The sequence below is a fragment of the Streptomyces sp. NPDC001933 genome, assembly GCF_042890955.1.
Classification (GTDB): domain Bacteria; phylum Actinomycetota; class Actinomycetes; order Streptomycetales; family Streptomycetaceae; genus Streptomyces.
This window is the reverse complement of the sequence record NZ_JBIASS010000025.1, coordinates 39,204-65,119: the sequence shown is the minus strand read 5'-3', so window position 1 is coordinate 65,119 and position 25,916 is coordinate 39,204. Positions and strand designations below refer to the sequence as shown.

Below are 25,916 nucleotides of genomic sequence, written 5' to 3'. Positions count from 1 at the left end.
GTGGGAACGCTCGTCCAGCTCACGGCGCTGCTCCTGAGCGGCTTCGCGTTCCCGGTCGAGTTCACGCCCGATGCCGTCCGTATCACGCTGGGCCTGCTGCCCACCTCCTTCTTCGCGGGCCTGATGCTCACGCAGATGTCACAGGGCGACCCGGTCCACCCCGTGTGGCTCTCGATCCTGATCGCCGCCGCCATTGCGGTCGTGGCCGTCTTCATCGCCGTCCGCACATCCAAGTGGGACCAAGGGGATACGGAGTAGGCACGAGCATCCAGGCCGCAGCCTCCACTCTCACACCCTGGGGAAGGCACCATGATGAACAAGAAGGAAGCGCGTGAAGCCCTTGCTTCTGCAGATGCGCTGGCTTCACAGATGCGCCGGGGAGCCCGGCAGCACAACCGCCTGGTTTTCCTTCTGGGCCTCGTAATGATGGTGATGACAGCCGTCTACGGGCTGATGATCCAGCCCTCTGCGCGCTATGCCGTCCCGGTCGTACTGCTGATTCCCTTCTTCATCCTGGTGATCTACACGGCGACACGTCCGGTCCTCCCGCGCCACTACCGTGCGCTGTACGCCGTCATCACGGCAACAGGAGCGGGTATCTACTCGCTCACCGTCACCCTCGGCACGACCTACTTCTCCGGCGAACCGCTGTGGTGGATCCCGGGGGCCGTCCTCTGCGCTGCGCCGTTCTTCCTGGTCGGCATGTTGGACCGCAAGGCCGTTCACGCCGCAGAGGGCAGCCCGTGACGCACCCGCGCAAATCTCTCGACAGCATCATCCACGCACCGGTGCGCTTCTCCATCGCCGCTGCTCTGGCCTCGGTCGACGAGGCCGACTTCAAGACCCTCCGCGACACCATCGAGATCACGGACTCGGCCCTGTCCAAACAGATCTCCTTGCTGGAACAAGCCGACTACGTGAAAGTCCGCAAAGCCTTCGTCGGCAAGCGCGCCCGCACCTGGCTCTCCCTGACCGGCAAGGGCCGCACCGCGCTCAACCGTCACCTGAACGCCCTCCGTGAGATCGCAGCCTGGGACTCACAAGCAATGCCAGGAGACGAATCCGAGACTTGAGCGGCGTCGTGTGCCAGTGTGCGACTTCTCGGCCCCGCCCCTCACCCGGTGCGCGCCGGCCGCACAACCTCCACAAAGGCGCTGACATCTCGCCGAAGTAGCGCCGGGCGGACCTCGATCAGCTCGGCATGCCTTGGTAAACAGTCGCGGGAGGGGGGTTGGGTGGGAGGGATTTGGCAGGAAAGACGCCCATCTGCTTCCCGCGGTTTCGGCCGGAGCGTATCAGCCGCACCGAACTCCTCCGTGGCAGCGACGAAGGAGAGCAGCGGCAAGTACGTCCATATAGACAGCTACGAGACAGCGCGGCGCGTCCTGAGCGGAAACGCTCGAACGTATCCGGGTATGCGCCGCTTCTGCGAGCTCGGAGGACTGAGGGTGGTGGGTGGCCTCGTGAAGCGCCGACTGCAGGGATTGGCCCTTCGCCTCCGAGCCCAGTCCATTCGAGTGCCCGGCCTCGACCGGCTCGCCGTTCTGCCCGGTCAAGCGCCAAGCACCTCGTCGGCGCTGCGGGGCTCTGTGCGCGGCTGCTGGTTGAGCTTGTGGCGCGCGATGGAGGAGTGCCGGTAGACCTCCTTGCGGGCCCGCATGATGTTGCCCAGGGGTGCGTGCTCGGCAGTGACCCGCCATGGGGTGAATGACAGTGAGTCCATCTTCTCCAGGTTCTGCGGGCCGGAGATGTCCTGCTGCGGCAGCCGCAGCTTCGCCACTGTGACGGACGGCGAGAGCTGTTCTGCCCACTCCACGGTGGTGTCCTCCACCGGCATGCGTTCCAGGTCGGTGCAGAGCTGGACCTGGATGTCGAAGGCGTAGGGGCGTTCTTGCAGCTCGGCTTGCAGGGCCGGCCGGAAGACCTCCTGCGCGGAGGTCGGGTCGATGGCTCGCCTGACCACCGCGGCGGCGGAGGACGGATCGGGGGTGATGCGCACCTTGGCGATGTAGTCGCCGTGCCTGACCGCACCCATCGTCCAGTAGCTCGACAGCAGCAGGTTTGCCGGAGGCGTCTTGGACAGGCGCAGGAAGGCCAGGAACTCGTCCCAGGCCCAGTTGTCCTGGTCCAGTGTTCCCTTCCCGGTCACGAACTCGGTGAAGAAACGATGTGCGCCGGGTCGGCCCTGGGAGAAGTAGGCCGGCGCGTTCAGGAACAGTTCCTGGATGAACAGGTAGTGCTCGACTGTATTGCAGAAGAAGACCGGTCCGTTGATGTTGGCGTAGTCGAATGTGCCCGTGTCCGGTTCGTCTTCCAGCAGGGTCGGGCCGGGGATTTCGAACATCTTCAGTGCCAGTCCGGTGGCGGCGCCCAGTCGTGCGTCGGCTCCGGCGTGGGGCGAGCCGTTGGAGAAGCGGATGAGTGCATCGTGGGTTCCCGGTGTCGCGTAGATGCCTTGGGCGTACTCGGGGGGAAGCCCGTCCAGGATCTCCACTTCCCCTCGGACCAGCCCGTAGCCCTTGGCGTGCGCGTCGCGAAGGGCCCGTCCGGTGCCACCGGCCTTGACTGACTCGGTGATGTAGCTCTCGGTCTTTTCGATCACCGTCTGGACGTTGCGGTCGAAGTGCGGGTCGTCTTCTTCGATGTCCGGCGTGTAGGGGACGAACTGTGCTGCCATGACTTCGACCTCTTCTCAAAGACCGTGGCTGGTCTCGGGGGCAGGAAGTGCCGTCAGTCCTCCAGCTCGGCAAGCCAGCGCAGGGCGCGCAGGCCTGGCAGGAAGCAGTACTCGCCGCCGCGGGTGACGACGAAGCTGGGCAGGTTCTGCAGGCGGCGCCGGATCGGCTTGTCCGGGATGGTGGCGCTGCCGGTTCCGTCATGGTGCCCGGCCACCGGATCCTTCTCGCCGGGGTAGCCGATGAAGTTGCCGTCGTTGACCCACTCGGCCTTGATGAATTCGAACTGTCGCTCCAGATGGGCTCCGATGAAGACTCCGACCAGGCCCCGTTCGGCGCCGTCGTCCTCCAGTACGCCCTCGGGCAGCGGTGGGCCGTAGGTGGTGCCGCGGCGGATGAGGCGGTGCATTCTTGCGTCGCCGATGATGGTGGAGTCGCGGGGGTTGGTACGCCGGATGTGCGCACCGGCGGGGCACCGGAACCCGCGGTCGTCGTTCTCCCGGTACAGGAAGTTGTTGACACGGTGTGGATCGGACGCCAGCTCCGGGTCATCGTGTTCCGGGGTCAGCGTCAGCGGCGCTCCGCTGGGCCAGCGTCCGACCATCTTTGCTGCCAGAAGTGCCTCCTCCTGGGCGCTGGAGGTGTTCGCGCGCAGGTATCGGCGCCAGGCCGCGACGTTGGTGTGGATCTTGCGTACGGCCGCGTAGGTTCCGTTGCGTCCCAGAGCGTCGGGGATGGGCATGGGCGGCAGGCTGCCGGTTTCGTCGGGGTAGCCGAGGATGAATTCGCCGGCCTTGATGGGGGCTTCCTGCGCGTTGGAGCCGGGCAGCCCGACTCCGTCGATGTTGGGGTGGCTGATGCCGTCGCGGAATCCGAAGGTGGTACGACCGGTCGGGAGCTGGTGGACGTCCTGTTGCCAGATCACCTGGACACCGGGGGTGTCCTGGTAGGCGACGCGGGCCCGCTCCAGCTCCTTGTCCAAGTGCGTTGTATCGGAGGAGAGGGCGCTCAGGGCGATGTGAACGTCGCCAGTTCCGAACGGTGCCTCCCAATGGGCCGGTGCACTCTCGCCCGTGTCCCCGATCAGCTCCGCCCGAGCGGCCATGCCCTCGCGGAACGCCTGCGGAAAGCTGTCCAGCGACTCCTGGGGCACCCCCAGGGCTCTCAGTCCCTGGTAGGTGAGCGCCACAGCCACCCAGGCGTTCTGGCTCCGGTCCACGCCGGGCAGGCCGCCCGAGGTCAACGGGAGCAGCCGCCGCAGCAGGGCGCGCCCGGCGTGGCGGTCGTCGACGCGCAGGAAAATGAACTTTCCCTGGTACGGCACCGGCCGTGGACGCAGTGCTCCGCTCTGGACGTCGTCGATCTCGACGCCCATGCCGGCTGCGCTGCTGCTGTCCGCCGTGTTCATGTTTGCTTTTGCCTCCGCATAGGTCTCTGCCTGGACAGCTCCACAGCAGTCGACCGACGTGCGTCGACGCGGGGCCAACGGTGTTGGGTCGGCTGTGAGGGTTGGCTGTGTCCGGGTTCTAGGCAGCGGCTTCCTCCATCAGCTTCTGGAAGGCGGGCGTGGCCAGCAACTCGGCGTTCGCCGGGTTGTCCAGCGCGGCCCGGAACTCGGGGGTGTCCAGCACCTCCTGGAACGCCTCGTCCACACGCTGGTCCTTCCAGATCTGCTGAACGGTCAGGTCTGGGTACGAGCTGACGAAGACTCCCGCAGGTTCCTGCTGGGAGACGAACCAGTCCTTCACCCCGGGATCGGCTACGCCGGGGAACCCTTCGGTGTGCGAGAAGACCTTGTCGAAGCGGGCCCCGACCACCGTCTTGGCGAAGTCGTCGATGTAGGTGTCCCAGGAGCCGTCGAAGACGCTGGCGAACATGAATCGGGTGTCGTTGTCGAAGATCACGTGCCGTGCGTCGTGCAGGGTGCCGATCTGGCGCAGCGCCGCACGGGCTTCGTCGTCAGCCGTCGAGTCGGCGAGCGCGGCGAGATCCTCACGCAGCGCATCGGCGTGGCCCGGCTTAATCCTGGTGAAGACGGTGAACTCGCTGCAGACTCCATCTTTCCTGCCCGGGCGCTCGGGCTGGGCCGACTGGGCTGCCCCCGTCGTCGCAGTCATGGGAGATTCTCCTGCCGCGGATCGGTGCGAGGGTCGCCAAGCGCCCGTATATGGGGCGCCATCGCCCTCACCTGTTCATCCTTACCGCATACGCATCGCGCCGCATCCTCGGCCCGGGGCCATGGAGGTACCCGGGGACGGTATGTTGCGGTACTCCGGCACTGCGGTTCAGGCTGATCGGTTCGGCCGCCCTCACTCCGGCCGGCTACGGTCCGTGCCCGATTTGCCGTCCGGGCGCCTTGCCCGCAGTCCGTCACGGTGGAGGGCGGGAGCTTTTCGGGGTGCCGGTCTGCTGTCGAGTCCGATGGGGCACCAGGGCGGAAACGGGCAGGCCAAGGCTTTCGCGCTCCAAGAGGCTCCCGAGGACAGATCCGCAAGGGCGCAGGACCATGGAACGGAGCGACCTGCCGAAATCGTCGTCACGTTCTGGGCAGCTACTTCCGCTTGGTCGGCGAGGGCAGCGAGGGCAGCGAGGGCAGCGACATAGCCGACCACGCAACCCGTGGCGCTGCTCCGGATGCCCCGTGAGCGGAATCGAGCGGCGAAGCGCTCAGCGGTCCAAGAGATCGGGCCGAGCAGCGGACGGTACCGACCGCTGAGGATCACTCTCCGGAGAGGTGGCGACCCAGTTCCGGTGCCTTTACGACACGCCCCGGACGCATCCATGCCAGTCCTGCGGCTGCGCATGCGGACGGCCGGGGCATCAATTCCCGTCTGACCTCACTCAACTCGGTCACCACCCGGACCCCCACCTGGAGGAAATCATGGGCACGGTTCTCGGTGACGTACTGGGTTTCGCGGCCGGCGTCGCGATCAGCCCGCTCCCGATCATCGCGATCATCCTTGTCCTCGCCACTCCTCGGGGACGTCTGAACGGACTGCTCTTCGCCGTCGGCTGGATCCTGGGACTGTCGGCACTGGGCGCGGTGATGCTGCTGATCGCCTCCCCCGCCGGTGCCTCCGCCCACAATCACCCGGCCACCTGGGTAGGAGCCCTCAAGCTCGCTCTGGGCGTGCTCCTCGTCCTCTTCGGCGCCCGGCAGTGGCACCGGCGCCCCAGGGATCCCTCACAGGCCCAGCTGCCGAAGTGGATGGGCGCGATCGACCGCCTCACACCGGTCAAAGTCTTCGGACTCGGAACGGCCCTGGCCGCACTCAACGCCAAGAACGCCCCATTGACCATCGCCGCGGGTGCCACGATTGGCTCAGCAGGACTGCCGGTCGGGCAGCAGATCGCATCGCTGGCCGTCTTCGTCCTGATCGCCACCCTCGGCCTGCTGGCCCCCTTGGGGGTCTTCCTGCTCGGAGGAGAGCGAGCAAAAACGACGCTCGGCAACTGGAAGGACTGGGCAGCTCAGCACAATGTCGCCGTCATGGCAGTCCTCTTCTTCGTCCTCGGGCTGAAGCTGCTCGGAGACGGTATCTCCATCCTCGCCTCCTGAACGGCATACCCGCGCGCGGCAAGGCAGTCCGATCACAGACGTACGGCAGAACCCATGGAAGACGGTCCGCAAGCGGCATTTGCTCTGACCAGCCGACGGCACCCCATCCGGCACGTCATTCCGGAGAAGAACGACCACAAGGCTGTTCGCCTGCGCCGGACTTCACGCGGTGGACGGTCTGCGGGCTTCGACAAGGACCAGCGCAGAGATCGCAACACGGTGGAACGGGCCATCGGCAAGCTCAAGCAGTTCAGAGCCGTCGCCACCGATATGCAAGCGAGGGCATGTCTGCCTCGGCACCATCACCGCCGCTGCGCTCCCCATCCGGCTGCGGTCGTGACCGAAGAACAGACCCTAGTTCTCGCCGCCGGCCGCGGGTGGTTCCTCGGCGGGGAACAGGATCGGGCTGATCAGGTAGCGGGTGCGCTCAGGTGAGGGCTCATTGGTGATACGGCGCACCAGGGCGTCGCGCATCTCGTCGATCAGCGCGGCGAGTTCGTCCCGGCTGAGCCACATCGCGTGCTGGCGGTAGCCCACCAGGTCGGCGGCGGGAGCGGCGCCGGGCCGGTCGAGGTAGGTGTTGAACTCGGCCAGCAGGGTCGCCATCGCCACGGCGAACGCCCGCCGGTGGTCCTCAAGCGGAACCGAAGCAGCGGCGTCGGCGTCGATCACAGCCCGATCGCGCCGCAGTCGGTAGCGGCGCTCGACGGCGCCGCGCACCCGCTGCTCGCCCTCGACATCCAGCAGGCCACCGTCGGCCAGCAGGCCCACATGCCGGTACACGGTGGCCTTCGACACGTCGGGCAGCAGCGCGCACAACTGCGTGGTGGTCAGTGTCCGGCCGCCGGACATGGCATGCACGACGCGCAGTCGTACGGGGTGCAGAAGCAGGTCGACCGTATCCATGGGCACATGATCTCATAACTGATACCGTTCTCACGCTTGAGAATAGAACCTTAGGTACAGGTCCACCGCACCCGCTTGCACAGGAGCACCCCATGACACGTACACCGCCTCCCCTTGGACGCCTGCATGACATCGGCGGCGATCGGCACCTGATGCTGCACCGCTCCGGCGCGGGCGGTCCGACCGCGGTATTCCTGGCGGGGGTGGGACTGATGAGCCTGGACTACCTGAACATCCACAATCGCGTCGCCGAGTTGACCACCAGCGTCCTCTACGATCGCGGGGGCAACGGCTGGAGCTACCCCGCTGAGCTGCCCCGCACAGCAGCGGAAGTCACCGACGAACTGCGCGAACTGCTCCACACCGCCGGCGTTCCCGGCCCCCACCTGCTGATCGGCCACTCCTTGGGCGGGGCCTACGCGCGCCACTACGCCAGACGTTTCCCCGACGAGGTGGCCGGCCTGCTCCTGCTCGACCCCTTCCACGAGGACTTGGCCAACCGCGCACCCCGGCAGGTGCGGGAGCAGCTCGACGAGATGCTGGATCAGATGGGGAGCCAGGAGACGGCCGAGCCCACGGCGGAACAGTTGAAGCAGTCCCGCGCCCAGATGATCCAGCACTTCGCCGCCTGGCCGGAGCCGGTGCGCGAGCCCTTGGCCGCGTGCCACCTCGCCACCTGGCGGGTCGCCTCGCGCGAGAACCAAAACCTCTACGACGAGGTCGCCCGTGAGTTCCGGCAGACCGCGGCCACCCCCGACGTGCCGCTCATCGTGCTCACGGCCATGGGGCACGACGCCACCCAGGCCCACTTGTGGCCCGCCGAGCTGCTGCGGGAGATCAACGAGAGCAAGCGCTCCCTGCACGCCGAGCTGGCCGCCGAGTCTTCGCAAGGAGAGCAGAGGATGCTCGACGACGCGGGGCACGGGTGGCTGCACGAGGAGCGGGCGGACACGGTGATCCAGGCAGTCAACGACCTCATCGCGAGAGCGCGTCGATGACAGCACCACCCACCTGCCGCACCCTGTATCCGACTCCGCTCCCCCACCCACCGCCGCGCCGCTCAAGGCCTCACCGACACGACGCGAAAACGGGCTCCAGGCACACGGACACCCGGACCGGCCCACCTTCGTCCCTCAGGTGGGTTGAGTGCCCACCGCGCGGGCCGGAACGGCATCCCATCGCCATCGCCGATCAGAACGTGCCTTGAGCGCCGGTTCGGCCTTGCTGATGCACCGTGCCCGCGCCGGACGGGCCACCGCCCAGGAGCAGCATCTCCTCGCCCGCAACGCACCCGCCCGCACTCCCCCGGCCCCGCACTCCGGGCCCCGGAGCAGAAGGAAGAACTCAGCACGGCAGCCACAGGGCCAGGAGAAGACAGCCTCGACGACCTCGATCAAGACAGGACGCACAGGGCACCGCCGAGGACGAGAACGAAGCCCCGGACGGTCCAGCGCTGCCCGTGGCCGAGCACGGGCTCGACGACGCCCGGACGGAGGCCCTCAAGTGGTGACGGGCCACCGTTCTGGTGCGGGTGGCCCCGTGGCAGAAGTGGGCAAGCATGAATCACACGGTGCGGGCGCATCCTGCAGGCCGGCCAGTCCTTCGGCCGCGAATTTGCAACGCCACTTGCCCACCGTCTCGGCCCGGTGTTCCGGGAGTCAACTGCCGTCCTGATCGGCGTCGAGCCAGCCCAGCTGTGCTGCACGGAAGCCCAACTGTATGCGATTCTGCACCTTCGCGATGTCCATCATCTGGCGGATCCGGCGCTGCACCGTCCGCATGGAGGTGCACAGTTGGGTGGCGATCGCTTGGTCGGTGAGACCTGTCAGCAACAGGCTGAGTATCTGTGCACCCAGATCATCGGTGGCGGGCGCGCTCTGCAAGGTACTCGCAGAGGCGACGAACGGCGTTGCCTTCTCCCATTCGGACTCGAACAGTGCGATCAGCGCGTCGAGCAGGCTGCACTCGTGCACGAGCAGGGCTCCGGCCTTTGCGGCATTGCTGGAGCCGAGGAGTGGAACAATGGCCAACTCGCCGTCCACGATGAAGAGTTTCAGCGGTACTGACTCGGCGATCCGGACCCTTTCTCCAGCAGCCCGCGCCTGGATGATTTCGTCGAACGACGGAGCTCCCTCATCGAGCATCGAGCGTTCAATTATCACGCGGTAACGGACACCCCGCTCGATGACCGCGTCGTCGGTCATGTTGCCGGACGAAAAGAACGGTGCCTTGACAAAGTTCATGACCTCTTTCCGTGCGCCGAGTTGTATGTGTCCGACGCGTTCGCGGATGGCCTCGGTGCCGTGGATCACGTCGACGACCTCCGCTGCGCCGCGCCCGAGAGTGGCCGCGCGGTAGATTTCGTCGAGGGAGTCGAGTTCGAGTTTCGCCAGGTTGAGCTCGTTCTGTCGCTGGATCAGGGGCGCCCGCAGCGCCGCCGCCGGTGGCGCGGCAACGAACCGAGTGGCGTCGCCGAGGCTGCGCGCGACGAGCCCCTGGTCTTCGAGCCTGTTGAGGATGCCCACCACCTGACGGATGTCGCAGCCGATGAGTTCGGCGAGTCCGGTGGGCGTGGCGGAGGCCACCGAGACCAGAATGCGGTAGGTGTCCGACTCTTCCGGGGTAAGTCCCAGCACGTCTGACAGCATGATGCCTCTCCGTCTTTCCGTTGGTGCTCCGGCCTGGCGTGTGTGTCATGGAAGGAGCGCTCCGGCCTCCCTCTGCCACCAGGGCGAGGCCACCGGAATGCGGATCCGGGTATGCCGTTGGTCCGGTGCAGGCAGCACCGGACCAACGGCCTGATCAAGCGGTACGCGTACGGAGCAGTCGCTCGCGAACGGTCTGTGGGCGCAGTCCCTGTCCGCATTCGGTGCGGGCTGCGCCGAAAGACGAGGGTCACGGCCGGTGCGAAGCTCACGTCTCGCCCCGGCCGTGCTCCCTCCGGATCGGGTTCGCCTCAGCGCAGTCGGTACGCCTGAGGAATGGTCTGCTTGACGTTGTTCCCCGCGCTGTCGGTCGCTGTGATCCGCAGTGCGACTCCTTCGGGAGCCTGGTCACGCTTCGGGTGCTTGATGCGCGCGGTGAAGGTGTTCTTCCCGTCGGCCTTGGTGATCACCGGCTTCCAGGTCTTGCCGCCGTCGAAGCTGGCCTCCGCCCGCAACTCGGTCACGGTCGGCGGCGTGCTGACCCGATCCTGGTAGTAGCCGGTGACTGTGATGCTGTGAGGCTTGTTGGCCTTTACGGTGTTGTCCAGGTCCAGGCCCAGGTCGTACCGCAGGAAGATGAGCGGTTCCGGACGGCACGGGCCGGGTTCCTTGACGACGACGTCCGCGACGCACGGCTGTGACGTCGGCGTGTCGGGCTTGGTCGGCCTGTCGGACGTGTACTCCCACGCGGTCTTGACCCCGTTGGTCTCCGCCTGGAACGTGTAGTGGGCTGATTCCGCAGGCAGATCGTACGAGATGACGTCGGCCTTGCACCCCGCCAGCGCGAGCATCGCTACGGCTGCTGCCGCCGCCAGTTTCGTCTTCCGGCGCCGCCTCGATGGCTCGGCCGCGTTCATCGGAGCAGTCTCCTTTCCCATTTCGGTCATCACCGCCCGCTCCTCGACATCAGGTCCGACGCGTTGCCGGGCTCGCCGAGCTGGAAGGCGAACTCGACCGGGTTGAGCTTCTGCTCGAGTTCGTTGCCGGCGTCGTCGAATAGGCTTACCTTGCAGGCGGGGGGCTCACAGGCCTGGATCCCGTAGATCAAATGGGCGACACCCGTGTCGTTGAGCATGCCCATCATGGCCTGGCGACCGCCCCCGCCACTGGTCTGGTACAGGGTGGGCCAGAAGCGGTCGCCCTCCCGGCAGCCGGCACACGGCAGGCCGGTGTCGGCGGTGAAGCCCGACTTGGTGCGGACCTGGGGCACCGCGCCGGGAAGGGACGGACCCTCGTTCCAGTCGATCGTGTTCTTCTTGCCGAGCGCCAGGTCCTGAGTTTCGGAGGAGCCCGACGGACCTGCCACGGACGGCGCGAGATAGTCCCTTACGGACATCTCGAAGCGGTCGATTGCGTTGTCGTTCCGCGGCCCGACCAACGTGGTGAACTGCCGCTGACTGTCCGGCTTGGGCAGCATGGTTTCCTCTGTCACCGGACCGGACTTGGTTATCCGGTTCCAGCTGAAGTGGGGAATCGCGCCGGGCTGGTCGGCGTGGAAGCGGTGATCGACACGGTCGAGATCCCGCGACTGGACCCGGAACGGCAGGTTGCCGGGAACCCGACCAGGGGAGTCGAAGGCCAGAGCGTAGGCCTTGGACACTTCGCGACTGCCGCCGAGTCCGATCTGGACGCCGGACTTCGCTCCGCCCTCGATCCGCCGGATCAGTGTGGCGGCCTGGGCCGGGGGTACGGTCACGATCGGCAGCGCTGCGTACGGATCGACGGGCGGGCAGCTGTCGGAGCCGTTTTCGCACTTGTACTGTCGGGACGACTCGTACTTCAGCAGGGCGACCCGATCGGTTTCGCCCGTCACCAGCACCCCGACCGCGCCTGCGGAGGCGGCCGCCGCCACTCGCTTGCGAAGTGCGGTGAAGTCGCAGGTCGTCCCGCAGATGTCGGTCGGCTTCAGCAGCACCAGCGCGCCCTTGGCATCGACGTCGGCGAGTTCCTCGGCCGAGCCGGTGCCCGCGTAGACGACGCGCTTCTTCCCGTTGGAGGGCAGTCGGGGAATCTTCGATCGCACGAGGGTGGATACGGGCTTGCCGTCCTTCGTCCACCTCTGGTTGCCGCCGTTTATGGTGGTGTCCGGTGTCGCGTAGCGGGCGCCCAGGTCGAAGGAATCACCGTTCCCCGTGACCTGCATCGTCACTGACGGCGGCACGAGGACATGCTCGCTGTGGAAGTCCAGTGTGCCGAGGCTGACCTTGCCGGCGGTCGGCAGTGCCCACCAGTTCGGTTCACCGGGACCGTATTCGGTGGCCAACTGCGCCGTGATCGCCCAGTCTCCGTCCACGGAGGTCCGTTCGGTCTTCATGCCTGCCTGGTATGTCTCGGTCGGCTCCGGGGTGTTCACCTTGACCGGCTTGACCTTCCGGAGGTCCAGCTCCACCGTGGTCGCCCCGGTGACCTCCACCTCCGGCACCATCGGTGCGGCCTTCTGCAGCTCACCGGCCGCGTTCCGCCACGTCACCCCGAGGGCCGCCGTGACAGTGCCGGTGAAGACCCGTGCCTTGACCGTCTCGCCGCCCGGTACCGTCAGCGGCACTTCGTACAGGCCCAGCTTGTCCTCGTCGACCGGGACGATCAACACGCTGCCGTACGAGACATCGGTGGCGCCGGCCGGAGGAATGATCTTGATGTTCAGGTCGTGGCGGATCGGCTCCACATAGGTCGAGATCCGCGATGATCCGAGCAGTGTCCCCGCGCCGTCCTTGGCGGTCAGGACGCCGGTGTATGCGCCGTACTGCCCGGAACTGTCCACCACCCTGCCGTCCATGGTCACCGTCACATCGGCCGTGCCCTTGGCGGGCACGGTGACCTGGCCGGCGCTGAGCGTGAACAGCCCCTCCGGTGCGGGCTTGCCCGCCTGGGAAGCCGAGGCGGAGAGCGTAAGAGTGATCGGCTCGTCGGTCCAGTTGGTGTAGGTGACCGTCCTGGACACCGGCGAGTGCGGGTACTCGGCTCGGCCGAAGCTCAGGTTTGCTTCGGGGGTGATCCTCGGATCGACCGCGCGGGCCACGTCCACCCGGCCGGCGCCCTGCGCGAACAGGTCGTGCCCGAGGTCCTTGGAGGTCGCCATCAGCAGCGACTTGATCTGCCGCCCGGTGAAGTCCGGGTGCTGCTGGGCGACGATCGCCGCGGCACCGGCCACATGGGGCGAGGCCATGGAGGTGCCGCTGGCGGACGTGTAGAAGTCGTCCACGGGCTTGCCCATCCCGGTGCCCTTGGCCCGGGCCGCGACGATGGCGACGCCCGGTGCCGAGATGTCCGGCTTGACCGCGCCGTCCCCGACGCGGGGTCCGCGGCTGGAGAAGCGGGCCATCTGGTCACTCTTGTCCACGGCCGCGACGGTCAGCGCCTCGTCGGCGGCACCTGGCGCCCCGACCGTCTCGGCGTCCGGGCCGGCGTTGCCCGCGGAGATGACGAACAGGGTGCCGTAGGTGCGGCTGAGCGTGTTGACCGTTTGGCTCAGCGGGTCCTTTCCGTCGGAGGGCGCGCCGCCGAGGCTCATGTTCACCACGTCGGCACCGGACTTGGCGGCCCACTCCATGCCGGCGATGACCGCGGAGCCGGCGCACGAGCCGTCCGGACCGCAGACTCTGCCGATGGAGAGCTTCGCACCGGGCGCCACACCGCGGCGCAGCCCGTTGGAGGCCTGTCCGGTGCCGGCGATCGTGGACGCCACATGGGTACCGTGTCCGTGTTGGTCCACCGTACCGCTCGGGCTGTTGGTGAAGTCGACCGCCTCGGCGATCCGGCCGGCGAGATCGGGGTGGGTGGCATCGATGCCACTGTCCAGCACCGTGACCTTCACGTTCGAACCGTCGTAGCCACGTTCCCAGGCGGCGGGCGCGCCGATCTGCGGTACGGACTGCTCGAGCTGCAGCTTCGTCAGCTCGTCCAGCCATACCTTCCCCACCCCGGCCAGCGGGCCGGTCGCCAGGGAGGCGGCGGACTTGCCGGTGTTCTTCTTCCGCACCTCTCGCCACCACTGGCCGTTGCCCTTGATGGTCATCGAGCGGCCGTTGATGCTCGGCAGGACGGTCTTGGCGGTCGTACCGGTGGCGGTCGTCGCCTTCCGGGCATTGGTCTTCCCCGTGTACGTGGCAATCACCGGGACCTCGCTGGTCTTGCCCTCGGCCGCCCAGTCGGCCAGCTTGGCAAGGTTGAAGAGTTCCCAGTCCAGCACGTCGGCACGGAGCAGCGACAACGCGTCTTCTGGTACGACGTAGACCTGGTCGTTCTTGGTGACGGTATGGAAGAGAACCGACTCGTGCCCAGCCCGTGTCGCGGGCTTGATCTCACGGACGAACGGCTTCCTGTCCTTGGTGAGGCCGATCTGCACCTTGTCGCCGGTCACCAGCGTCAGTGACAGGTCCGCCCGAGTTCCGGCGTCAGCCTTGAGCAGGCTGTCGCGGACCGACGCGGGCAGGTTGAGGGAAGCGGGGGAAGACGGAGCCGGAGCCGGGTCGGAGGCGTTCGCTGCGGTGCTCGACATGACCGCCCCGAGGACGGTGATGCCGACGGCCGCGGTGACCAACCGTCGCCTGAGACGCCTCATCTCGAGGCCTCCTGCGCTGCGGTTGTTTCGGGTTCGCCGTGAAAATGGCGCGGCGGATGCATGAGCGTCTCCTACTCTTCGTGAGAAAGAAGTACTTGCTGCATTCGGCAGTTACTTTCGGGCTCTGCACGGACCGAGACAACCGATTGGCAGTGGCGGATCTCTTCCATGTCGCAGACCCGCCACGGCATTCGGCCGGGAGACCGGCGGAGGAACGCCAACGCCGGGGAGGGGAAACCGGTCGGCGCCACGTCCGGGAATGTGGAGCTGCGCCGATGATGCGGTGTAGCGGGCGAACCGGTGCGGCCGAAGTGGTGGGGGTCTTGCCGCCCTTGGCGGTGTTCCCCGCGTCCTGGTCCAGGCATGCGCGGTGTCGCCGGCGATTGGCCGGTGAAGCTACCTGACCACGGCCCGCGCCGGAGGGGCCTTGCCCTCGGAACTTGAACACGTCCATGCGGTTCGAGTCAGGGGTGTTGCTGTTGGGTGGAAGGAGTTCTCGTAAGCGATCGGGGAGCACTGGCCAAGCCGGGAACGCCTGAACGGGGTGTTGGTGGATCGCCGCTCCGGCGAGGCCGGCGCGAGTCCGGATCGCGGCCGCCGGGGCGTCTGTGACGAGTTCTGTGCGCATGTGGTCGGCGATCGCCCATCCGGCCAGACGTCGTGATTGCCGATCGGTGACGGTCCCGAGGTGGCCCCGCTGGATGACCCACTTCTGGTTCGTGTGGTCGGCACACTTCCAGATGCCTGCGCCGTCGCCGTTGTTGCGGGTGCAGCCGGCGTCCAGGCACACCTCATTGCCTGCCCGGGGCGCAGGGGCCGCCGCAGAGAAGGGTGCCCCGCGCCGAGGGCGACGAGGCCATCGGCCCGGATGGTTGCCCCTGCGGTCTCCGGAACTTCGGTGGGGCGCAGCGGGTTGGGGTGTTCGCAGTGTGTTGAGCGGGATCGGGTGAGTCGGGTGGTCGGCCGGTACGCCGTCGGCCGCTTCGCCGGAGCCAAGGCGGGCCCAATTTTTCGGGCGGTCGTTCACGAAGCTCAGGGAGGGCAGCGTTGTGGGCGTGGCCGCCGTGCTGTTCGGTCCAGTGGGGGTTGTCGGGCTTCGAGAACGGTCGCCCCGTCGAGCGCCCCGAGACTGCCGCAGCATGGACGTGATGTCAGACTTTGCCCGTGATCAATGCCAAGGAAACCGTCCGCCAGTTCCTCCTGCAGGTGCGCTCGGGGCTGCACCCTGACCGAGCCGGTCGCTTCATGGCCGACCGTGTCCGGGCTCACCAGGTCGTCTCGGAGGCGCCGGTGGTTTTGGAGCGAACACCACAGCAGTACACCGAGCACGTTCAGGAGATGCTCGACGCATACGGCGCTTTCACACTGACCGTGGACGAGCTCATCGCCGAAGGAGATCGGGTCTACGCCCGCTGGACCCAAAACGGGCGGCACGTCGGAACGGTCGGCCAGCATCCGCCGACGGGCGCGCAGGTCACGGCGGTGACCAGTGCGGTGTATCGCGTCGAGGACGGACTGATTGTCGAGTACTGGATCCAGATCGACCGGCAGGGAATCGCCGCCCAGCTACAGCAAGCAGTTACTGAGCGCTGATCCAGACCCGGTCCACAGGTTTGACGATTGCTCATCAGTGTCCTTCTTCCGACGTTCCGGTACACCGGCTCGCCCGTGTGCCGGAACGGCACCGGTCCGCGGAACCGGTCGGCGGCACCAACGAGAGCCCGCAGTTCCGGGCCGGTGGCACCGAAGCGTGGCTGCAGGCGGCCCGCTCCCGGCGACCGCGGGCGACGTCGTCGTCCAGAGCGAAGACCTCGGACGCTGGGTGAACACGCAGCGGTTCGGACGGGAACGGCTCCTGCCCGTACAGCAGTGGATACGCGCAGGGCGGGCAGCACATTCGTCTCCATCCGCTGAATCCAACGGTGCGGTCGCGCTTTGGCGCGCGGCGCGGTGGTGCTGCCGGACAGCTTCAGTTCGGGGAAGCCTGTCCGCTCGGTTCAGCCCCGTATGGGCCTTCCGGATTGTGGAGGTGGTGCGGTCGGCATGAGGCTGGAGGCCAAGCCCGTGTACGGCCGGTCAGGGAGCCCGGCACGGCCGATTCCAGCTGTCGGGCCGAGGAAGGCCACGGCTGAGCAGCGGAGGTGTCCACGGGCTGTCGCTTTCGGAGGCGATGGACCGGACTCACCGGAAGCAGCGGTTGACCAGGCCGTGCGAAGGGATGAGTTCGTTCATGGTGTGGTAAAAGCGGTGCTGGTCAAAGGGTTTTCGCAGTTCCATAGTGCGCTCGACTGCTGTTCCACACGAGCAGCAGTGAAGTGGCCTGCCGGGCGGCCCGTTCCGGAGGAGTCATGACCGGCAGCATCTCTTGTACCCCTCGTACTCCTCGTACTCCAGAAGGAGCGTGATCAGCGTGGCCCGGAGCTGCCGTCTGATCCTGAGCTCGCCGTCCGAGGTCTGGGGCCTGCTGTCCGACAGCCACCGCTACGGGGAATGGGTGACTGGTACCCAGCAGGTTCTCTCCGCGGACCCGCATTGGCCCGAAGTGGGCGCCCGCCTGAAAGTCCGCGTCGGGGCCGGTCCCCTTACCCTGGACGACACCTGCGTCGTCCGCATCTGCGAACCGCAGCGTCGCCTCGAACTGGAGGCGAAGGCAGGTCCATTCGGCGCGGCCCGCATTGCCATGAACTTGATCCCCTGGGGCGAGAACACTCTCTTCGTTCTCGACTGGCACCCCCTGCGGGGCCCTGGCACCCGTATGCACGGTCTCCCGGTGGATTACGTTGTGGGGGTCCGTAACGGATGGATGCTGACGAAGCTGGCCCGGATCGCGGTGCGCGAGCACGGCGGAAACGTCTGAGGTTCTGCGGAAGAGACCGGCCGCCTGCGGGCCACCGCCGCGGCGCCTGTCTGAACCGAGAATCGGCGGTTACCGCGATCCAGTCATGCTGGGAGTGCGGTGGTGTGTCGGGGCTGGACGGCCGACCGCAGGCGGGTGAGCGGGGCTGAGCTCGTCCGGTCCGTTTACCCGTGCGCCGGTTGCGCCGGGTGCCGATCCGATGCTTGAGCTGGAGGAACTTCTCCAGCTTTGGTTCGCCATTCAGTACGTCGCCCTTGTTGCCGCTGTGAGGGCGTGGGCGGCTTCGTCGTCCAGGCGGCAGCCGATCAACGAGGCGGCCGATCAGCGTGGCGAGGGCGCCGGGGCCGGAGCCGGTGTAGCCCCAGGACGGGCCGGAAGCGTCCACCGTCGGGACCGGGTGAAGAGTGCCGTGCTGGACGCGGACCCAGATGGGATTGTCCAGGACGACTCCCTTGGTCTCGCTGCCGGCGGGGAGCGTAGGGCCGGGCCCGTTCACCTGCCGTGTGTCCGGCCAGGGTGGTGGGCCGGACGCACACGGCGGCCGGGCCACCTCAGCCGTTCGCCACGGACAGCACGAGCTTGCTGCGCGTGTGTCCCCGGGCGTTCGAGCACCAGGCTTGTGCCGCTTCGGCGAGCGGGACCCTCGTTCGACGTGCACGGCCGGCTTCCCCGCCTCGGCAAGGTCGGCGAGCGCCGCGAGGTCTGCCGAGTCCGGCGGACCCATACGTAGTGGCCGCCCTGCTCGGCAGCCTCGGGGGCGGCGATGGACGTGAGCCGGTCCGGTCGGCTGAGCAGGCGCAGTGACGTATCCACGGCGTCCGCGACGACGAAGCCGAGGACCGCGTCGATGACTTCGGGTGCCAGCCGTGCGACACGGTTGTCGAGTCCCGGGGCCGTAGGTCACGGGTTCCGCGCCCAGCTTCCGTACGAAGTCGTGGTTGTGAGCGGCCGCCGTGCCGATCACGCGTGCGCCGAGCGCCACAGCGATCTGGACACCGAGCGAGCCGACTCCCCCCGAGGCCGCGTGCACCAGGACGGTCTCACCGGCGGCGGACACCCATGCGATTTGTGTAGATCCCGCGCCGGTCGGTGGGGCACAGGTAGCACTCCAGGAGTCCGCGGTCCTTGAGGCGGGTGACCAGGCGGGTCGTCGCGCTCTGGCTGAGCACGACGGAGTCGGCGACCTGCTTCATCTGCAGGTGTCGGCCCTCCCCCTCGTGCTGGCGGCCGAGGACATCGAGGAGCGAGTACTCGCGCACGCTCAGGCCATGACCGGCCTGCAGGGCCCGTTCGAGGTGGGACTCGATCTTTCCGTGCAGCAGAGACAGCGCGCACCAGCCCTGAGCCAGGGCGGTGAGCTCGAATAGTTGCACACGACGATAAATGCATGTCGCACCAGTGCGCGCTTGCCGTATACGGCGTATGCAACTATTGTCATGTGACGTAAGCACCCAACGCAAGCACTTGGAAGGTAGCTCCCCATGCCTCTCGCGCTCCTGGCTCTCGCCATCGGGGCCTTCGGGATCGGCACCACCGAATTCGTGATCATGGGCGTGCTGCCCCAGGTCGCAGGCGACTTCGGCGTGACCATCCCGGCCGCCGGCTGGCTGATCTCCGGCTACGCCCTGGGCGTCGTGTTCGGCGCGCCGCTCCTGACCGTTCTCGGCACCAAGGTGTCCCGCAAGAAGATGCTGATGTTCCTGATGACGCTGTTCGTCATCGGCAACGCACTGTCCGCCTTCGCGCCGAGCTTCGGCGTCATGCTCATCGGCCGGATCGTGGCCTCCCTGGCGCACGGCGCGTTCTTCGGCATCGGTTCCGTGGTCGCAGCCGGCCTTGTCGCTCCGGAGAAGAAGGCCTCGGCCATCTCCCTGATGTTCATGGGCCTGACCGTGGCCAACATCGTCGGTGTCCCCGGCGGTACGTACATCGGCCAGGCCGCCGGCTGGCGCGTCACCTTCGTCGTCGTCGCCTCGCTCGGCGTCATCGGCTTCCTCGGCGTCGCCAAGCTGGTGCCCGAGACGGGGCGACCCGATTCGGTGACCGTACGCACCGAGTTCGCGGCATTCCGCAACGTGCAGGTGTGGCTGGCCATGGCCATGACCGTCCTCGGCTACGGCGGTGTCTTCGCCGCGATCACCTACATCACCCCGATGATGACCGAGGTGGCCGGCTACACCGAGGGCGCGGTGACCTGGCTGCTCGTCCTCTTCGGTATCGGCATGTTCCTGGGCAACCTTCTCGGCGGCAAGTTCGCCGACCGCAGGCTCATGCCGATGCTCCTCACCACCCTCGCGGCCCTCACCGCCGCACTGCTGCTGTTCACTGCGACCGCCCACAACAAGGTGCTGGCCGCGATCACCCTCTCCCTGATCGGCGCCCTCGGCTTCGCGACCGTCCCGCCGCTGCAGAAGTGGGTGCTCGACCAGGCCTCGGCCGCTCCGACCCTGGCCTCCGCTGCCAACATCGGCGCCTTCAACCTCGGCAACGCCCTCGCGGCCTGGCTCGGTGGTGTCGTGATCGCCGCGGGTCTCGGCTATACCTCCCCCAACTGGGTCGGCGCCATCCTCTCCGGCACAGCCCTGCTGCTCGCTCTTCTCGCCGCCCACCTCCACCGCCGTACCCGCACCGTCGCACGCGTCGTCGCCGGGTCCGACGGGCGCCGGAGCACGCCGGAAACCGTCCTGCACTGAACTGCACCGATCTGGACGCGCCGCCGCAGCCCGAACCCCCACCTGATCCCCACCCGATCCCCCACCCACGAAGGAATCCGCCATGAGCACCACCATCCCCGTCGCCCCGCTGACCACGCAGGACGCCGAGGCCCTCGTCACCGCCGCACGCCGCGCCGCCGACGCCGCAGGAGTCACCGTGAGCATCACCGTCCTCGACGCGGGCGGGCACCTGCTCGCCTTCCGCCGGGACGACCGGGCGGTACTGGTCTCCGGCGAGACCAGCACCCGCAAGGCCTACACCGCCCTGCAGCTCGACACGCCGACTGCGGACCTCGTCGACCTCGTAAAGCCCGAGGGGCCGTTCCACTCCCTGCCCACCGCGCTCGACAAGCCTCTGCTGTTCATCGCCGGCGGCGTCCCCGTCCACCGCGACGGCCGCCTCATCGGCGCCATCGGCGTCGGCGGCGGCGCTCCCGAGCAGGACCACGGCTTCGCCATCACGGCCGTCGAAAAGCTCTCCTGATGTCCGTCACCCCGCAGGAGGTCTTCGCCGAACACGGGAAGCGGCTCGGCACCGGAAACCTCGGTCTGATCACCGCGAACTACACCGAGGACGCCGTCTTCGTCACCCCCGAGCGAACCCTGACGGGTCACCAGGGCGTACGGGAGGCAATCGGCCGGCTGCTGGCCGATCTCCCCGACGCCGACCGGCAGTTGACTCCGCGGTTCGCCGGAAACGTGCTGTTCCTGCAGTGGACCGCCACCAACGCCACCCACGAGGTCACCGACGGCGTCGACACGTTCGTCTTCCGTGACGGTCTCATCAGCGCCCAGACCGTCCGCTACACCCTCTCCACCCGTACGCCCCGTGCCGTCTGAAAGGCCACACGCACCATGACCACCATCCCCACCGTGAAGCTGAACAACGGCGTCGAGATCCCCCAGCTCGGCTTCGGCGTCTTCCAGGTCCCCGACGACCGGACCACCGCCGCCGTCACCGCCGCCCTGGAGGCCGGTTACCGCAGCATCGACACCGCCGCGATCTACGGCAACGAGTCCGGCGTCGGGCGCGCCCTCGCCACCTCCGGGATCGCCCGCGAGGCGCTGTTCGTCACCACCAAGCTGTGGAACGCCGACCAGGGCTACGACGCCACCTTGCGGGCCTTCGACGCCAGCCTCGCCAAGCTGGGCCTGGACCACCTCGACCTGTACCTGATCCACTGGCCGGCCCCGGCCCGCGACCTGTACCGCGAGTCCTGGAGGGCCATCGAGAAGCTCGTCGCCGAGGGGCGGGTCCGCGCCGCGGGCGTGTCCAACTTCCAGCCCGCGCATCTCGACCGGCTCATCGCCGGCTCCGAGCTGGTCCCGGCGGTCAACCAGATCGAGCTGCACCCCGGCCTCCAGCAGAGTGAGCTGCGCGCCGTCCACGCCCGGCACGGGGTTGCCACCGAGGCGTGGAGCCCGCTGGCACAGGGCGCCGTCCTCAATGACGAGGCGATCACCACGATCGCCGCCCGCCACGGCAAGTCACCCGCCCAGGTCGTCCTGCGCTGGCACCTCCAGCTCGGCAACGTCGTCATCCCCAAGTCGGTGACGCCCGCCCGCATCCGCGAGAACCTCGACTTCTTCGACTTCACCCTCACCGACGACGAGATGGCCACCATCGCCACCCTCGACCGCGACCTGCGCACCGGCCCCCACCCGGACGAGCTCAACTGACCCCTCCGACCAGCCCGGCGGGGCGGTGATCCGCGCCGTCCCGCCGGGTTTCCACGGCTCGCGTGGGCGTGGATGGCAGGCCCCGCCCGCGCGAGCCCGAACTCGAACTCCGTACCTCCGCGTCGCCCCGCGTCGTCGCTGCTCCGTCGCTGCTCTTTTCTTCGTCAGCAGCGAGGCCGGCGTCCAGACGCCGACGGACATGGTCCACTACGGGATGACCAGGACAGCGCAGCCGGCCGTGTCCCGCGGCATGGCCCAGGAGGTCGCCGGCACCGGGGTCACGGTGAACTGCGTGCTGCCCGGGCCGACGATGGGGTGACGGCGTGCTGGCCATGTTCGACGAGCTCTATCCCGGCCTCGACCCCGGTGAGCAGGAGCGGCGCCACCTTGCCGAGAACCGTGCGTCCGGGCCCCGCTCAAACGCCTGATCCGTCCCCACGAGGTGGCCAGCATGATCACGTACGTGGCGTCGGAACAGGCCTCGGCAACCACGGGCAGGGCGCTCGGCGCCGACGGCGACCTCGTCCCCACGATCGTCCCCTGAAGCGGGCATCCGGCGTGCTGTCCCATACCCGTGCCTGACGGCTCGCACCCGACGCGCGCACGAGGTGGTCCACGGCGCCGGTCCGCTGCCTCCGGTTCGCCCTCCTCGGCGCGTCCGTCGACACGATCGGCAGCGCGTCCCGCCGCAGGGCCGTTGCGGACGGCAAGGGCGACGCGCGCGGCGTTTCCTGCGGGATGCCGTACGCCATCGTCGGCGCGGGCGGGCGGTCGTCGTGCGGCCGCCTTCGGCTTGCAAGCCCCCGTGCCGGGTGAGAGTGAGGGCGGGGAAGGCCTGTGCCTCATGGGCCTGGCGCCCGGATCGACCGGTCTCGGTGTGGCAGCACTTGCATTACCCAGCGTCTGCAATTATTGTTATTACTCGTAAAGTGCTTCCGCATCTATTTGCGCCGCACACCTGGCTCCGGCAGGACGCCACCGTGCATCCACTGCCACGACTCCGCCGACAGAGCCGCCAACCACGGAGGCATCCGTTCGCTCATGCCTCAGCCCCGCGCCAGGGATGCCGTCGCACCCCGGCCCCACTGATCGAAAAGGCACCGTCATGACCCTCAAGGAAATCCTTCCCGGCAAGCTCGGCTTCGGCACCGCCCCGCTCGGCAACATGTTCCGCGCGATCCCCGACGAGGAGGCCCGCGCCACCGTCGAAGCCGCCTGGGACCAGGGCATCCGCTACTACGACACCGCCCCCTTCTACGGATCCGGCCTCTCGGAGTCCCGCCTGGGCGAAGTCCTGTCCACCAAGCCCCGCGACGCCTACGTCCTGTCGACCAAGGTCGGCCGGGTCATCCTCGACGAGTTGGAGGAGGGCGCCCGCGACCTCGGCGAGAAGGGCGGCCTGTTCGAGCACGGCAATCCCAACAAGATGCTCCACGTGTGGACCGCCGAGGCCACCGAGCGTTCCATCGAGGACAGCCTCAAGCGGCTCGGCACCGACCGGCTCGACATCGTCTGGGTCCACGACATCGCCCAGGACTTCCACGGCGACCTGTGGCTCCAGAAGTTCGAGGAGGCCCGCACCGGCGCCTTCCGGGTGCTGTCCCGGCTGCGCGACGAAGGCGTCATCAAGGCCTGGGGCCTCGGCGTCAACAAGACCGAACCCATCGAGCTGACCCTCGCCCTCGACGAGCCGCAGCCGGACGGATTCCTCCTCGCCGGCCGCTACACCCTCCTCGACCACGAGCACGCCCTGCAGCGGCTGCTGCCCATGGCCCAGGAACAGAACGTCGACATGGTCGTCGGTGGCCCCTACAGCTCCGGCGTGCTCGCCGGCGGCGCCCACTTCGAGTACCAGCAGGCCCCGCCGGAGATCGTCGAGAAGGTTTCCCGCCTGAAGGTCCTGGCCCAGAAGCACGGCGTCTCCATCAAGGCCGCCGCCCTCCAGTTCTCCCTCGCCCACCCGGTTACCGCCGCCACCGTTCCCGGCGCGACCCGGCCCAGCCGCATCGCCGAGGACATCGCCGCCCTGAACGAGACCGTCCCGGCCGCGTTCTGGCACGAGCTGCGCACCGCCGGCCTGGTGAGCCCGGCTGCCCCGCTGCCCAACGGCGCCTGAACACACACCCCGTAACCCCCACCACAGCACCAGGATCCAGGAGAAAGATCATGGCTTCCACCTCCGTCAGCCGCATAGTGCCCGCCTCCCCCGACAAGGTCTGGAGCCTCATCGGCGGTTTCGACGCCCTGCCCGACTGGCTCCCCTACATCCCCGAGAGCACCCCGCTCGCAGGCGGCCGGGTCCGTCGGCTGAAGAACCCGAACGGCGAGGTCATCATCGAGCGCCTCGTGGACTTCAACGAAACCGAGCGCCACTACAGCTACGCCATCCTCCAGGCCCCGTTCCCGGTCAACGGCTACGTCTCCACCATCCGGGTCCACACCGTTCCCGGCCGCGACGACATCGCCGAGGTCCAGTGGTCCGGCCGCTTCAACCCCGACAACGCCACCGACGACGAAGTCACGGCCCTCTTCACCGGCATCTACCGCGACGGCCTCGACGCACTCCACAACACACTCACGGCCTGACACCGGGGCCATCCATCACCAGGCCCCACCGCGCAGCCCAGGTACGCACCCCACATACCCGGGCTGCGGTGTGACCGGGTCGCACAGTCACCCACCGCGACGGCCGCCACGTCCAACACATGGCGCCGGAACGGATCGCTGCGCTGCCGGAGGACCGCCGACAGCACCCTCCGATTCGCCAAGGAGCTCAAGGCCCGGGGCGTCGCCCTCGTGGACATCTCCACCGGCGGCAACGCGCCCGACGCGAAGATCGAGACCGGACCCCACTACCAGGTGCCCTTCGCCGAGCGGGTCCGTAAAAAGACCGGCATGCCCGCGACAGCCGTCGGCCTGAACACCGAGCCCGACCAAACACAGGACGCCAACACCTCCGGCCAGGCCGACACCGTCCTCCTCGGACATGAACTCCTGCGCAACCCGCACTGGGCACGCCACGCCACGCCACGCCGTCGCCGAACTCGGCAGCGAGGCCCCCTCCCTCGCCCGTACCACCACTCATGACCGAGCGGCGGACAACACCCTGCCCCTCACCGGCTCGCTCTCCATTTTCCTGTTGGGATACACCCCTCGGAACATGCCATGCAGGCGGGTCCGCCGATCGCTTCCCGGCCCGCCCCGCGCTCGATGTCTCGCCAGGCACACTCACTCGGACGAGCAGAACGCCGCACAGCGCGAGGACCAGCCCGCTGCTGCCGCCGGGTGGCAGTCCGGCCGGCCGCCCCCGTGAGGATGATGTGACTGGAAGAAGACCGCGCGCGCAGGCACCGACCACCGTGGTCGGCGGCCGCGACCGATTCGCGAATGGTTGCATTAGCTCTATATGAGCTCTAGCCAATATTTCACTTCATGGTCTATCCTGTACTCCAGTCACACCCGGAAGGAGACCTGGACCCCGTGACCGCCACAGACCCAGCACTCACCGCCCTCGCCAGCGGATGGGGCGCCCTCTCCCTCCTGCACGGCAAGATCGAGGCACGCATCGAGCGCGCCCTGCAGTCCAGGCACGAGCTGAGCGTCCGGGAGTACTCACTGCTCGACGTACTGAGCCGCCAGCACGACGGCGAGGGCGGGCATCTGCAGATGAAGCAGGTCGCCGACGCGGTCATACTCAGCCAGAGCGCCACCACCCGCCTGGTGACCCGCCTGGAAGACCGCAACCTGCTCTCCCGATACCTGTGCCCGACCGACCGGCGTGGCATCTATACCAACGTCACCGAGGCCGGCCTGAAACTCCTTGAGGAAGCCCGGCCGACCAATGACACCGCCCTCCGGGAAGCCCTCGACGAGGCCGCCAAGAACCCCGAACTGTCCTCGCTGGTCAAGGCGGTAGAAGCAGTGGAAGCTCCGTCGCGACGCCCGTAGGCCCGAGCAACCCGATCACCTCCCCGCGCGACCGACTCCAGCAGTACGCGGGGACGGTACAGCCACCGGTCGGACGATCACCTGGTCATGCGGCCCGCAACCCGTCCGCGAACGCCGACGGCCCCGCCCGGAAACCTGCCGGACAACCGCAGCATCAGGCGATCTGCTTCAAGGATTCCGGAAGCGGCACCGACAGATCGATGGACACGTCCAGCAGGACGGGCTCGGCGCCGGAACGAAGGCCGAGGCCGAGGCTGGCAGCATCATCGCGCGCCGGTGACGCACCGAGTCGATCTTGTCCCGGCGCACGA

General features: G+C 67.9%; 23 protein-coding genes and 3 pseudogenes. 17 read left to right on the top strand and 9 right to left on the bottom strand.

What is annotated here, in order from left to right; all coding sequences use genetic code 11:
* From ACFYY7_RS38195 to ACFYY7_RS38185, 3 genes are read left to right on the top strand one after another with little or no spacing between them, the layout of a single operon-like run.
* A complete protein-coding gene (locus tag ACFYY7_RS38195; RefSeq protein ID WP_388668757.1) occupies window positions 1–258 on the top strand; it encodes a hypothetical protein in 258 nt (85 codons plus the stop codon).
* A 51-nt stretch (window positions 259–309) separates the two neighbouring features.
* A complete protein-coding gene (locus ACFYY7_RS38190; protein WP_388668754.1) occupies window positions 310–747 on the top strand; it encodes a hypothetical protein in 438 nt (145 codons plus the stop codon).
* Window positions 744–1,073, top strand: a complete 330-nt coding sequence (locus ACFYY7_RS38185; protein WP_388668751.1) for a winged helix-turn-helix domain-containing protein — start codon at window positions 744–746, stop codon at window positions 1,071–1,073. Before ACFYY7_RS38190 ends, ACFYY7_RS38185 begins: the two co-directional genes overlap by 4 nt.
* Window positions 1,074–1,552: 479 nt before the next feature.
* Here the strand turns inward: ACFYY7_RS38185 and ACFYY7_RS38180 are convergent, their stop codons facing one another.
* From ACFYY7_RS38180 to ACFYY7_RS38170, 3 genes are all read right to left on the bottom strand, one after another.
* On the bottom strand, window positions 1,553–2,677 hold the full coding sequence (locus ACFYY7_RS38180) for a catalase family protein (RefSeq protein WP_388668748.1): 1,125 nt from the start codon (window positions 2,675–2,677) through the stop codon (window positions 1,553–1,555).
* A gap of 53 nt (window positions 2,678–2,730) precedes the next feature.
* Entirely contained in the window at window positions 2,731–4,083 is a 1,353-nt protein-coding gene (locus tag ACFYY7_RS38175) for a Dyp-type peroxidase (RefSeq protein ID WP_388668745.1), read from the bottom strand.
* Between the two features lie 118 nt (window positions 4,084–4,201).
* Window positions 4,202–4,792: a hypothetical protein gene (locus ACFYY7_RS38170; RefSeq protein WP_388668742.1), complete on the bottom strand. Its 591-nt coding sequence runs from the start codon at window positions 4,790–4,792 to the stop codon at window positions 4,202–4,204.
* Between the two features lie 764 nt (window positions 4,793–5,556).
* Here ACFYY7_RS38170 and ACFYY7_RS38165 point away from each other — a divergent pair.
* Window positions 5,557–6,234, top strand: a complete 678-nt coding sequence (locus ACFYY7_RS38165; RefSeq protein ID WP_388668739.1) for a GAP family protein — start codon at window positions 5,557–5,559, stop codon at window positions 6,232–6,234.
* Between the two features lie 354 nt (window positions 6,235–6,588).
* Here the strand turns inward: ACFYY7_RS38165 and ACFYY7_RS38160 are convergent, their stop codons facing one another.
* Window positions 6,589–7,140 carry a helix-turn-helix domain-containing protein gene (locus ACFYY7_RS38160; RefSeq protein WP_388668736.1) on the bottom strand — a complete coding sequence of 184 codons (552 nt, stop codon included), beginning with the start codon at window positions 7,138–7,140 and terminating at the stop codon, window positions 6,589–6,591.
* 92 nt (window positions 7,141–7,232) lie between these two features.
* Here ACFYY7_RS38160 and ACFYY7_RS38155 point away from each other — a divergent pair, with 92 nt between their 5' ends.
* Window positions 7,233–8,138 carry an alpha/beta fold hydrolase gene (locus tag ACFYY7_RS38155; protein WP_388668733.1) on the top strand — a complete coding sequence of 302 codons (906 nt, stop codon included), beginning with the start codon at window positions 7,233–7,235 and terminating at the stop codon, window positions 8,136–8,138.
* A 660-nt stretch (window positions 8,139–8,798) separates the two neighbouring features.
* Here ACFYY7_RS38155 and ACFYY7_RS38150 read toward each other — a convergent pair.
* From ACFYY7_RS38150 to ACFYY7_RS38135, 4 genes and pseudogenes are all read right to left on the bottom strand, one after another.
* Window positions 8,799–9,788: a helix-turn-helix domain-containing protein gene (locus ACFYY7_RS38150; RefSeq protein WP_388668729.1), complete on the bottom strand. Its 990-nt coding sequence runs from the start codon at window positions 9,786–9,788 to the stop codon at window positions 8,799–8,801.
* Window positions 9,789–10,096: 308 nt separating this feature from the next.
* Window positions 10,097–10,732 carry a hypothetical protein gene (locus tag ACFYY7_RS38145; RefSeq protein WP_388668726.1) on the bottom strand — a complete coding sequence of 212 codons (636 nt, stop codon included), beginning with the start codon at window positions 10,730–10,732 and terminating at the stop codon, window positions 10,097–10,099.
* The gene (locus ACFYY7_RS38140; protein WP_388668723.1) at window positions 10,732–14,406 is read right to left on the bottom strand and encodes a S8 family serine peptidase; all 3,675 of its coding nucleotides are present in this window, start codon (window positions 14,404–14,406) and stop codon (window positions 10,732–10,734) included. Before ACFYY7_RS38140 ends, ACFYY7_RS38145 begins: the two co-directional genes overlap by 1 nt.
* 550 nt (window positions 14,407–14,956) lie before the next feature.
* A pseudogene (locus ACFYY7_RS38135) lies at window positions 14,957–15,097 on the bottom strand (IS3 family transposase); the annotation flags it as partial.
* Between the two features lie 473 nt (window positions 15,098–15,570).
* On the opposite strand from ACFYY7_RS38135, the gene ACFYY7_RS38130 reads away from it, so the two are divergent.
* Entirely contained in the window at window positions 15,571–15,999 is a 429-nt protein-coding gene (locus ACFYY7_RS38130; RefSeq protein WP_388668720.1) for an ester cyclase, read from the top strand.
* 817 nt (window positions 16,000–16,816) lie between these two features.
* The gene (locus ACFYY7_RS38125; protein ID WP_388668801.1) at window positions 16,817–17,263 is read left to right on the top strand and encodes an SRPBCC family protein; all 447 of its coding nucleotides are present in this window, start codon (window positions 16,817–16,819) and stop codon (window positions 17,261–17,263) included.
* A gap of 1,064 nt (window positions 17,264–18,327) precedes the next feature.
* Here the strand turns inward: ACFYY7_RS38125 and ACFYY7_RS38120 are convergent.
* Window positions 18,328–18,636 (bottom strand): annotated as a pseudogene (locus tag ACFYY7_RS38120) (MarR family winged helix-turn-helix transcriptional regulator); the annotation flags it as partial.
* Between the two features lie 108 nt (window positions 18,637–18,744).
* Between ACFYY7_RS38120 and ACFYY7_RS38115 the strand changes: the two are divergent.
* From ACFYY7_RS38115 to ACFYY7_RS38070, 10 genes and pseudogenes are all read left to right on the top strand, one after another.
* Complete coding sequence (locus ACFYY7_RS38115; protein ID WP_388668717.1) at window positions 18,745–19,956, top strand: MFS transporter; 1,212 nt, start codon at window positions 18,745–18,747, stop codon at window positions 19,954–19,956.
* A gap of 82 nt (window positions 19,957–20,038) precedes the next feature.
* The gene (locus ACFYY7_RS38110; RefSeq protein WP_388668714.1) at window positions 20,039–20,461 is read left to right on the top strand and encodes a heme-binding protein; all 423 of its coding nucleotides are present in this window, start codon (window positions 20,039–20,041) and stop codon (window positions 20,459–20,461) included.
* Window positions 20,461–20,817, top strand: coding sequence for a nuclear transport factor 2 family protein (locus ACFYY7_RS38105; RefSeq protein WP_388668711.1), 357 nt, complete (start codon window positions 20,461–20,463; stop codon window positions 20,815–20,817). Before ACFYY7_RS38110 ends, ACFYY7_RS38105 begins: the two co-directional genes overlap by 1 nt.
* Window positions 20,818–20,832: 15 nt before the next feature.
* Window positions 20,833–21,657, top strand: coding sequence for an aldo/keto reductase (locus ACFYY7_RS38100; RefSeq protein ID WP_388668708.1), 825 nt, complete (start codon window positions 20,833–20,835; stop codon window positions 21,655–21,657).
* 25 nt (window positions 21,658–21,682) lie between these two features.
* Window positions 21,683–21,976 (top strand): SDR family NAD(P)-dependent oxidoreductase, encoded by a 294-nt coding sequence (locus tag ACFYY7_RS38095; protein WP_388668705.1) that lies wholly within the window; start codon window positions 21,683–21,685, stop codon window positions 21,974–21,976.
* 99 nt (window positions 21,977–22,075) lie between these two features.
* A pseudogene (locus ACFYY7_RS38090) lies at window positions 22,076–22,201 on the top strand (oxidoreductase); the annotation flags it as partial.
* A 561-nt stretch (window positions 22,202–22,762) separates the two neighbouring features.
* Window positions 22,763–23,773: an aldo/keto reductase gene (locus ACFYY7_RS38085; RefSeq protein WP_388668702.1), complete on the top strand. Its 1,011-nt coding sequence runs from the start codon at window positions 22,763–22,765 to the stop codon at window positions 23,771–23,773.
* 50 nt (window positions 23,774–23,823) lie between these two features.
* Window positions 23,824–24,243: an SRPBCC family protein gene (locus tag ACFYY7_RS38080; protein ID WP_388668699.1), complete on the top strand. Its 420-nt coding sequence runs from the start codon at window positions 23,824–23,826 to the stop codon at window positions 24,241–24,243.
* Window positions 24,244–24,453: 210 nt separating this feature from the next.
* Window positions 24,454–24,744: a hypothetical protein gene (locus tag ACFYY7_RS38075; RefSeq protein ID WP_388668696.1), complete on the top strand. Its 291-nt coding sequence runs from the start codon at window positions 24,454–24,456 to the stop codon at window positions 24,742–24,744.
* A 393-nt stretch (window positions 24,745–25,137) separates the two neighbouring features.
* Window positions 25,138–25,605: a MarR family winged helix-turn-helix transcriptional regulator gene (locus ACFYY7_RS38070; protein WP_388668693.1), complete on the top strand. Its 468-nt coding sequence runs from the start codon at window positions 25,138–25,140 to the stop codon at window positions 25,603–25,605.
* The last annotated feature ends 311 nt before the right edge of the window (window positions 25,606–25,916 follow it).

Excerpts from the sequence above, each read along its gene's own strand:
- ACFYY7_RS38190 (WP_388668754.1), top strand. The coding sequence starts at position 310 with ATGATGAACAAGAAGGAAGCGCGTGAAGCCCTTGCTTCTGCAGATGCG.
- ACFYY7_RS38180 (WP_388668748.1), bottom strand. The coding sequence starts at position 2,677 with ATGGCAGCACAGTTCGTCCCCTACACGCCGGACATCGAAGAAGACGAC.
- ACFYY7_RS38175 (WP_388668745.1), bottom strand. The coding sequence starts at position 4,083 with ATGAACACGGCGGACAGCAGCAGCGCAGCCGGCATGGGCGTCGAGATC.
- ACFYY7_RS38170 (WP_388668742.1), bottom strand. The coding sequence starts at position 4,792 with ATGACTGCGACGACGGGGGCAGCCCAGTCGGCCCAGCCCGAGCGCCCG.
- ACFYY7_RS38165 (WP_388668739.1), top strand. The coding sequence starts at position 5,557 with ATGGGCACGGTTCTCGGTGACGTACTGGGTTTCGCGGCCGGCGTCGCG.
- ACFYY7_RS38160 (WP_388668736.1), bottom strand. The coding sequence starts at position 7,140 with ATGGATACGGTCGACCTGCTTCTGCACCCCGTACGACTGCGCGTCGTG.
- ACFYY7_RS38155 (WP_388668733.1), top strand. The coding sequence starts at position 7,233 with ATGACACGTACACCGCCTCCCCTTGGACGCCTGCATGACATCGGCGGC.
- ACFYY7_RS38150 (WP_388668729.1), bottom strand. The coding sequence starts at position 9,788 with ATGCTGTCAGACGTGCTGGGACTTACCCCGGAAGAGTCGGACACCTAC.
- ACFYY7_RS38145 (WP_388668726.1), bottom strand. The coding sequence starts at position 10,732 with ATGACCGAAATGGGAAAGGAGACTGCTCCGATGAACGCGGCCGAGCCA.
- ACFYY7_RS38140 (WP_388668723.1), bottom strand. The coding sequence starts at position 14,406 with ATGAGGCGTCTCAGGCGACGGTTGGTCACCGCGGCCGTCGGCATCACC.
- ACFYY7_RS38115 (WP_388668717.1), top strand. The coding sequence starts at position 18,745 with ATGCCTCTCGCGCTCCTGGCTCTCGCCATCGGGGCCTTCGGGATCGGC.
- ACFYY7_RS38110 (WP_388668714.1), top strand. The coding sequence starts at position 20,039 with ATGAGCACCACCATCCCCGTCGCCCCGCTGACCACGCAGGACGCCGAG.
- ACFYY7_RS38105 (WP_388668711.1), top strand. The coding sequence starts at position 20,461 with ATGTCCGTCACCCCGCAGGAGGTCTTCGCCGAACACGGGAAGCGGCTC.
- ACFYY7_RS38100 (WP_388668708.1), top strand. The coding sequence starts at position 20,833 with ATGACCACCATCCCCACCGTGAAGCTGAACAACGGCGTCGAGATCCCC.
- ACFYY7_RS38085 (WP_388668702.1), top strand. The coding sequence starts at position 22,763 with ATGACCCTCAAGGAAATCCTTCCCGGCAAGCTCGGCTTCGGCACCGCC.
- ACFYY7_RS38080 (WP_388668699.1), top strand. The coding sequence starts at position 23,824 with ATGGCTTCCACCTCCGTCAGCCGCATAGTGCCCGCCTCCCCCGACAAG.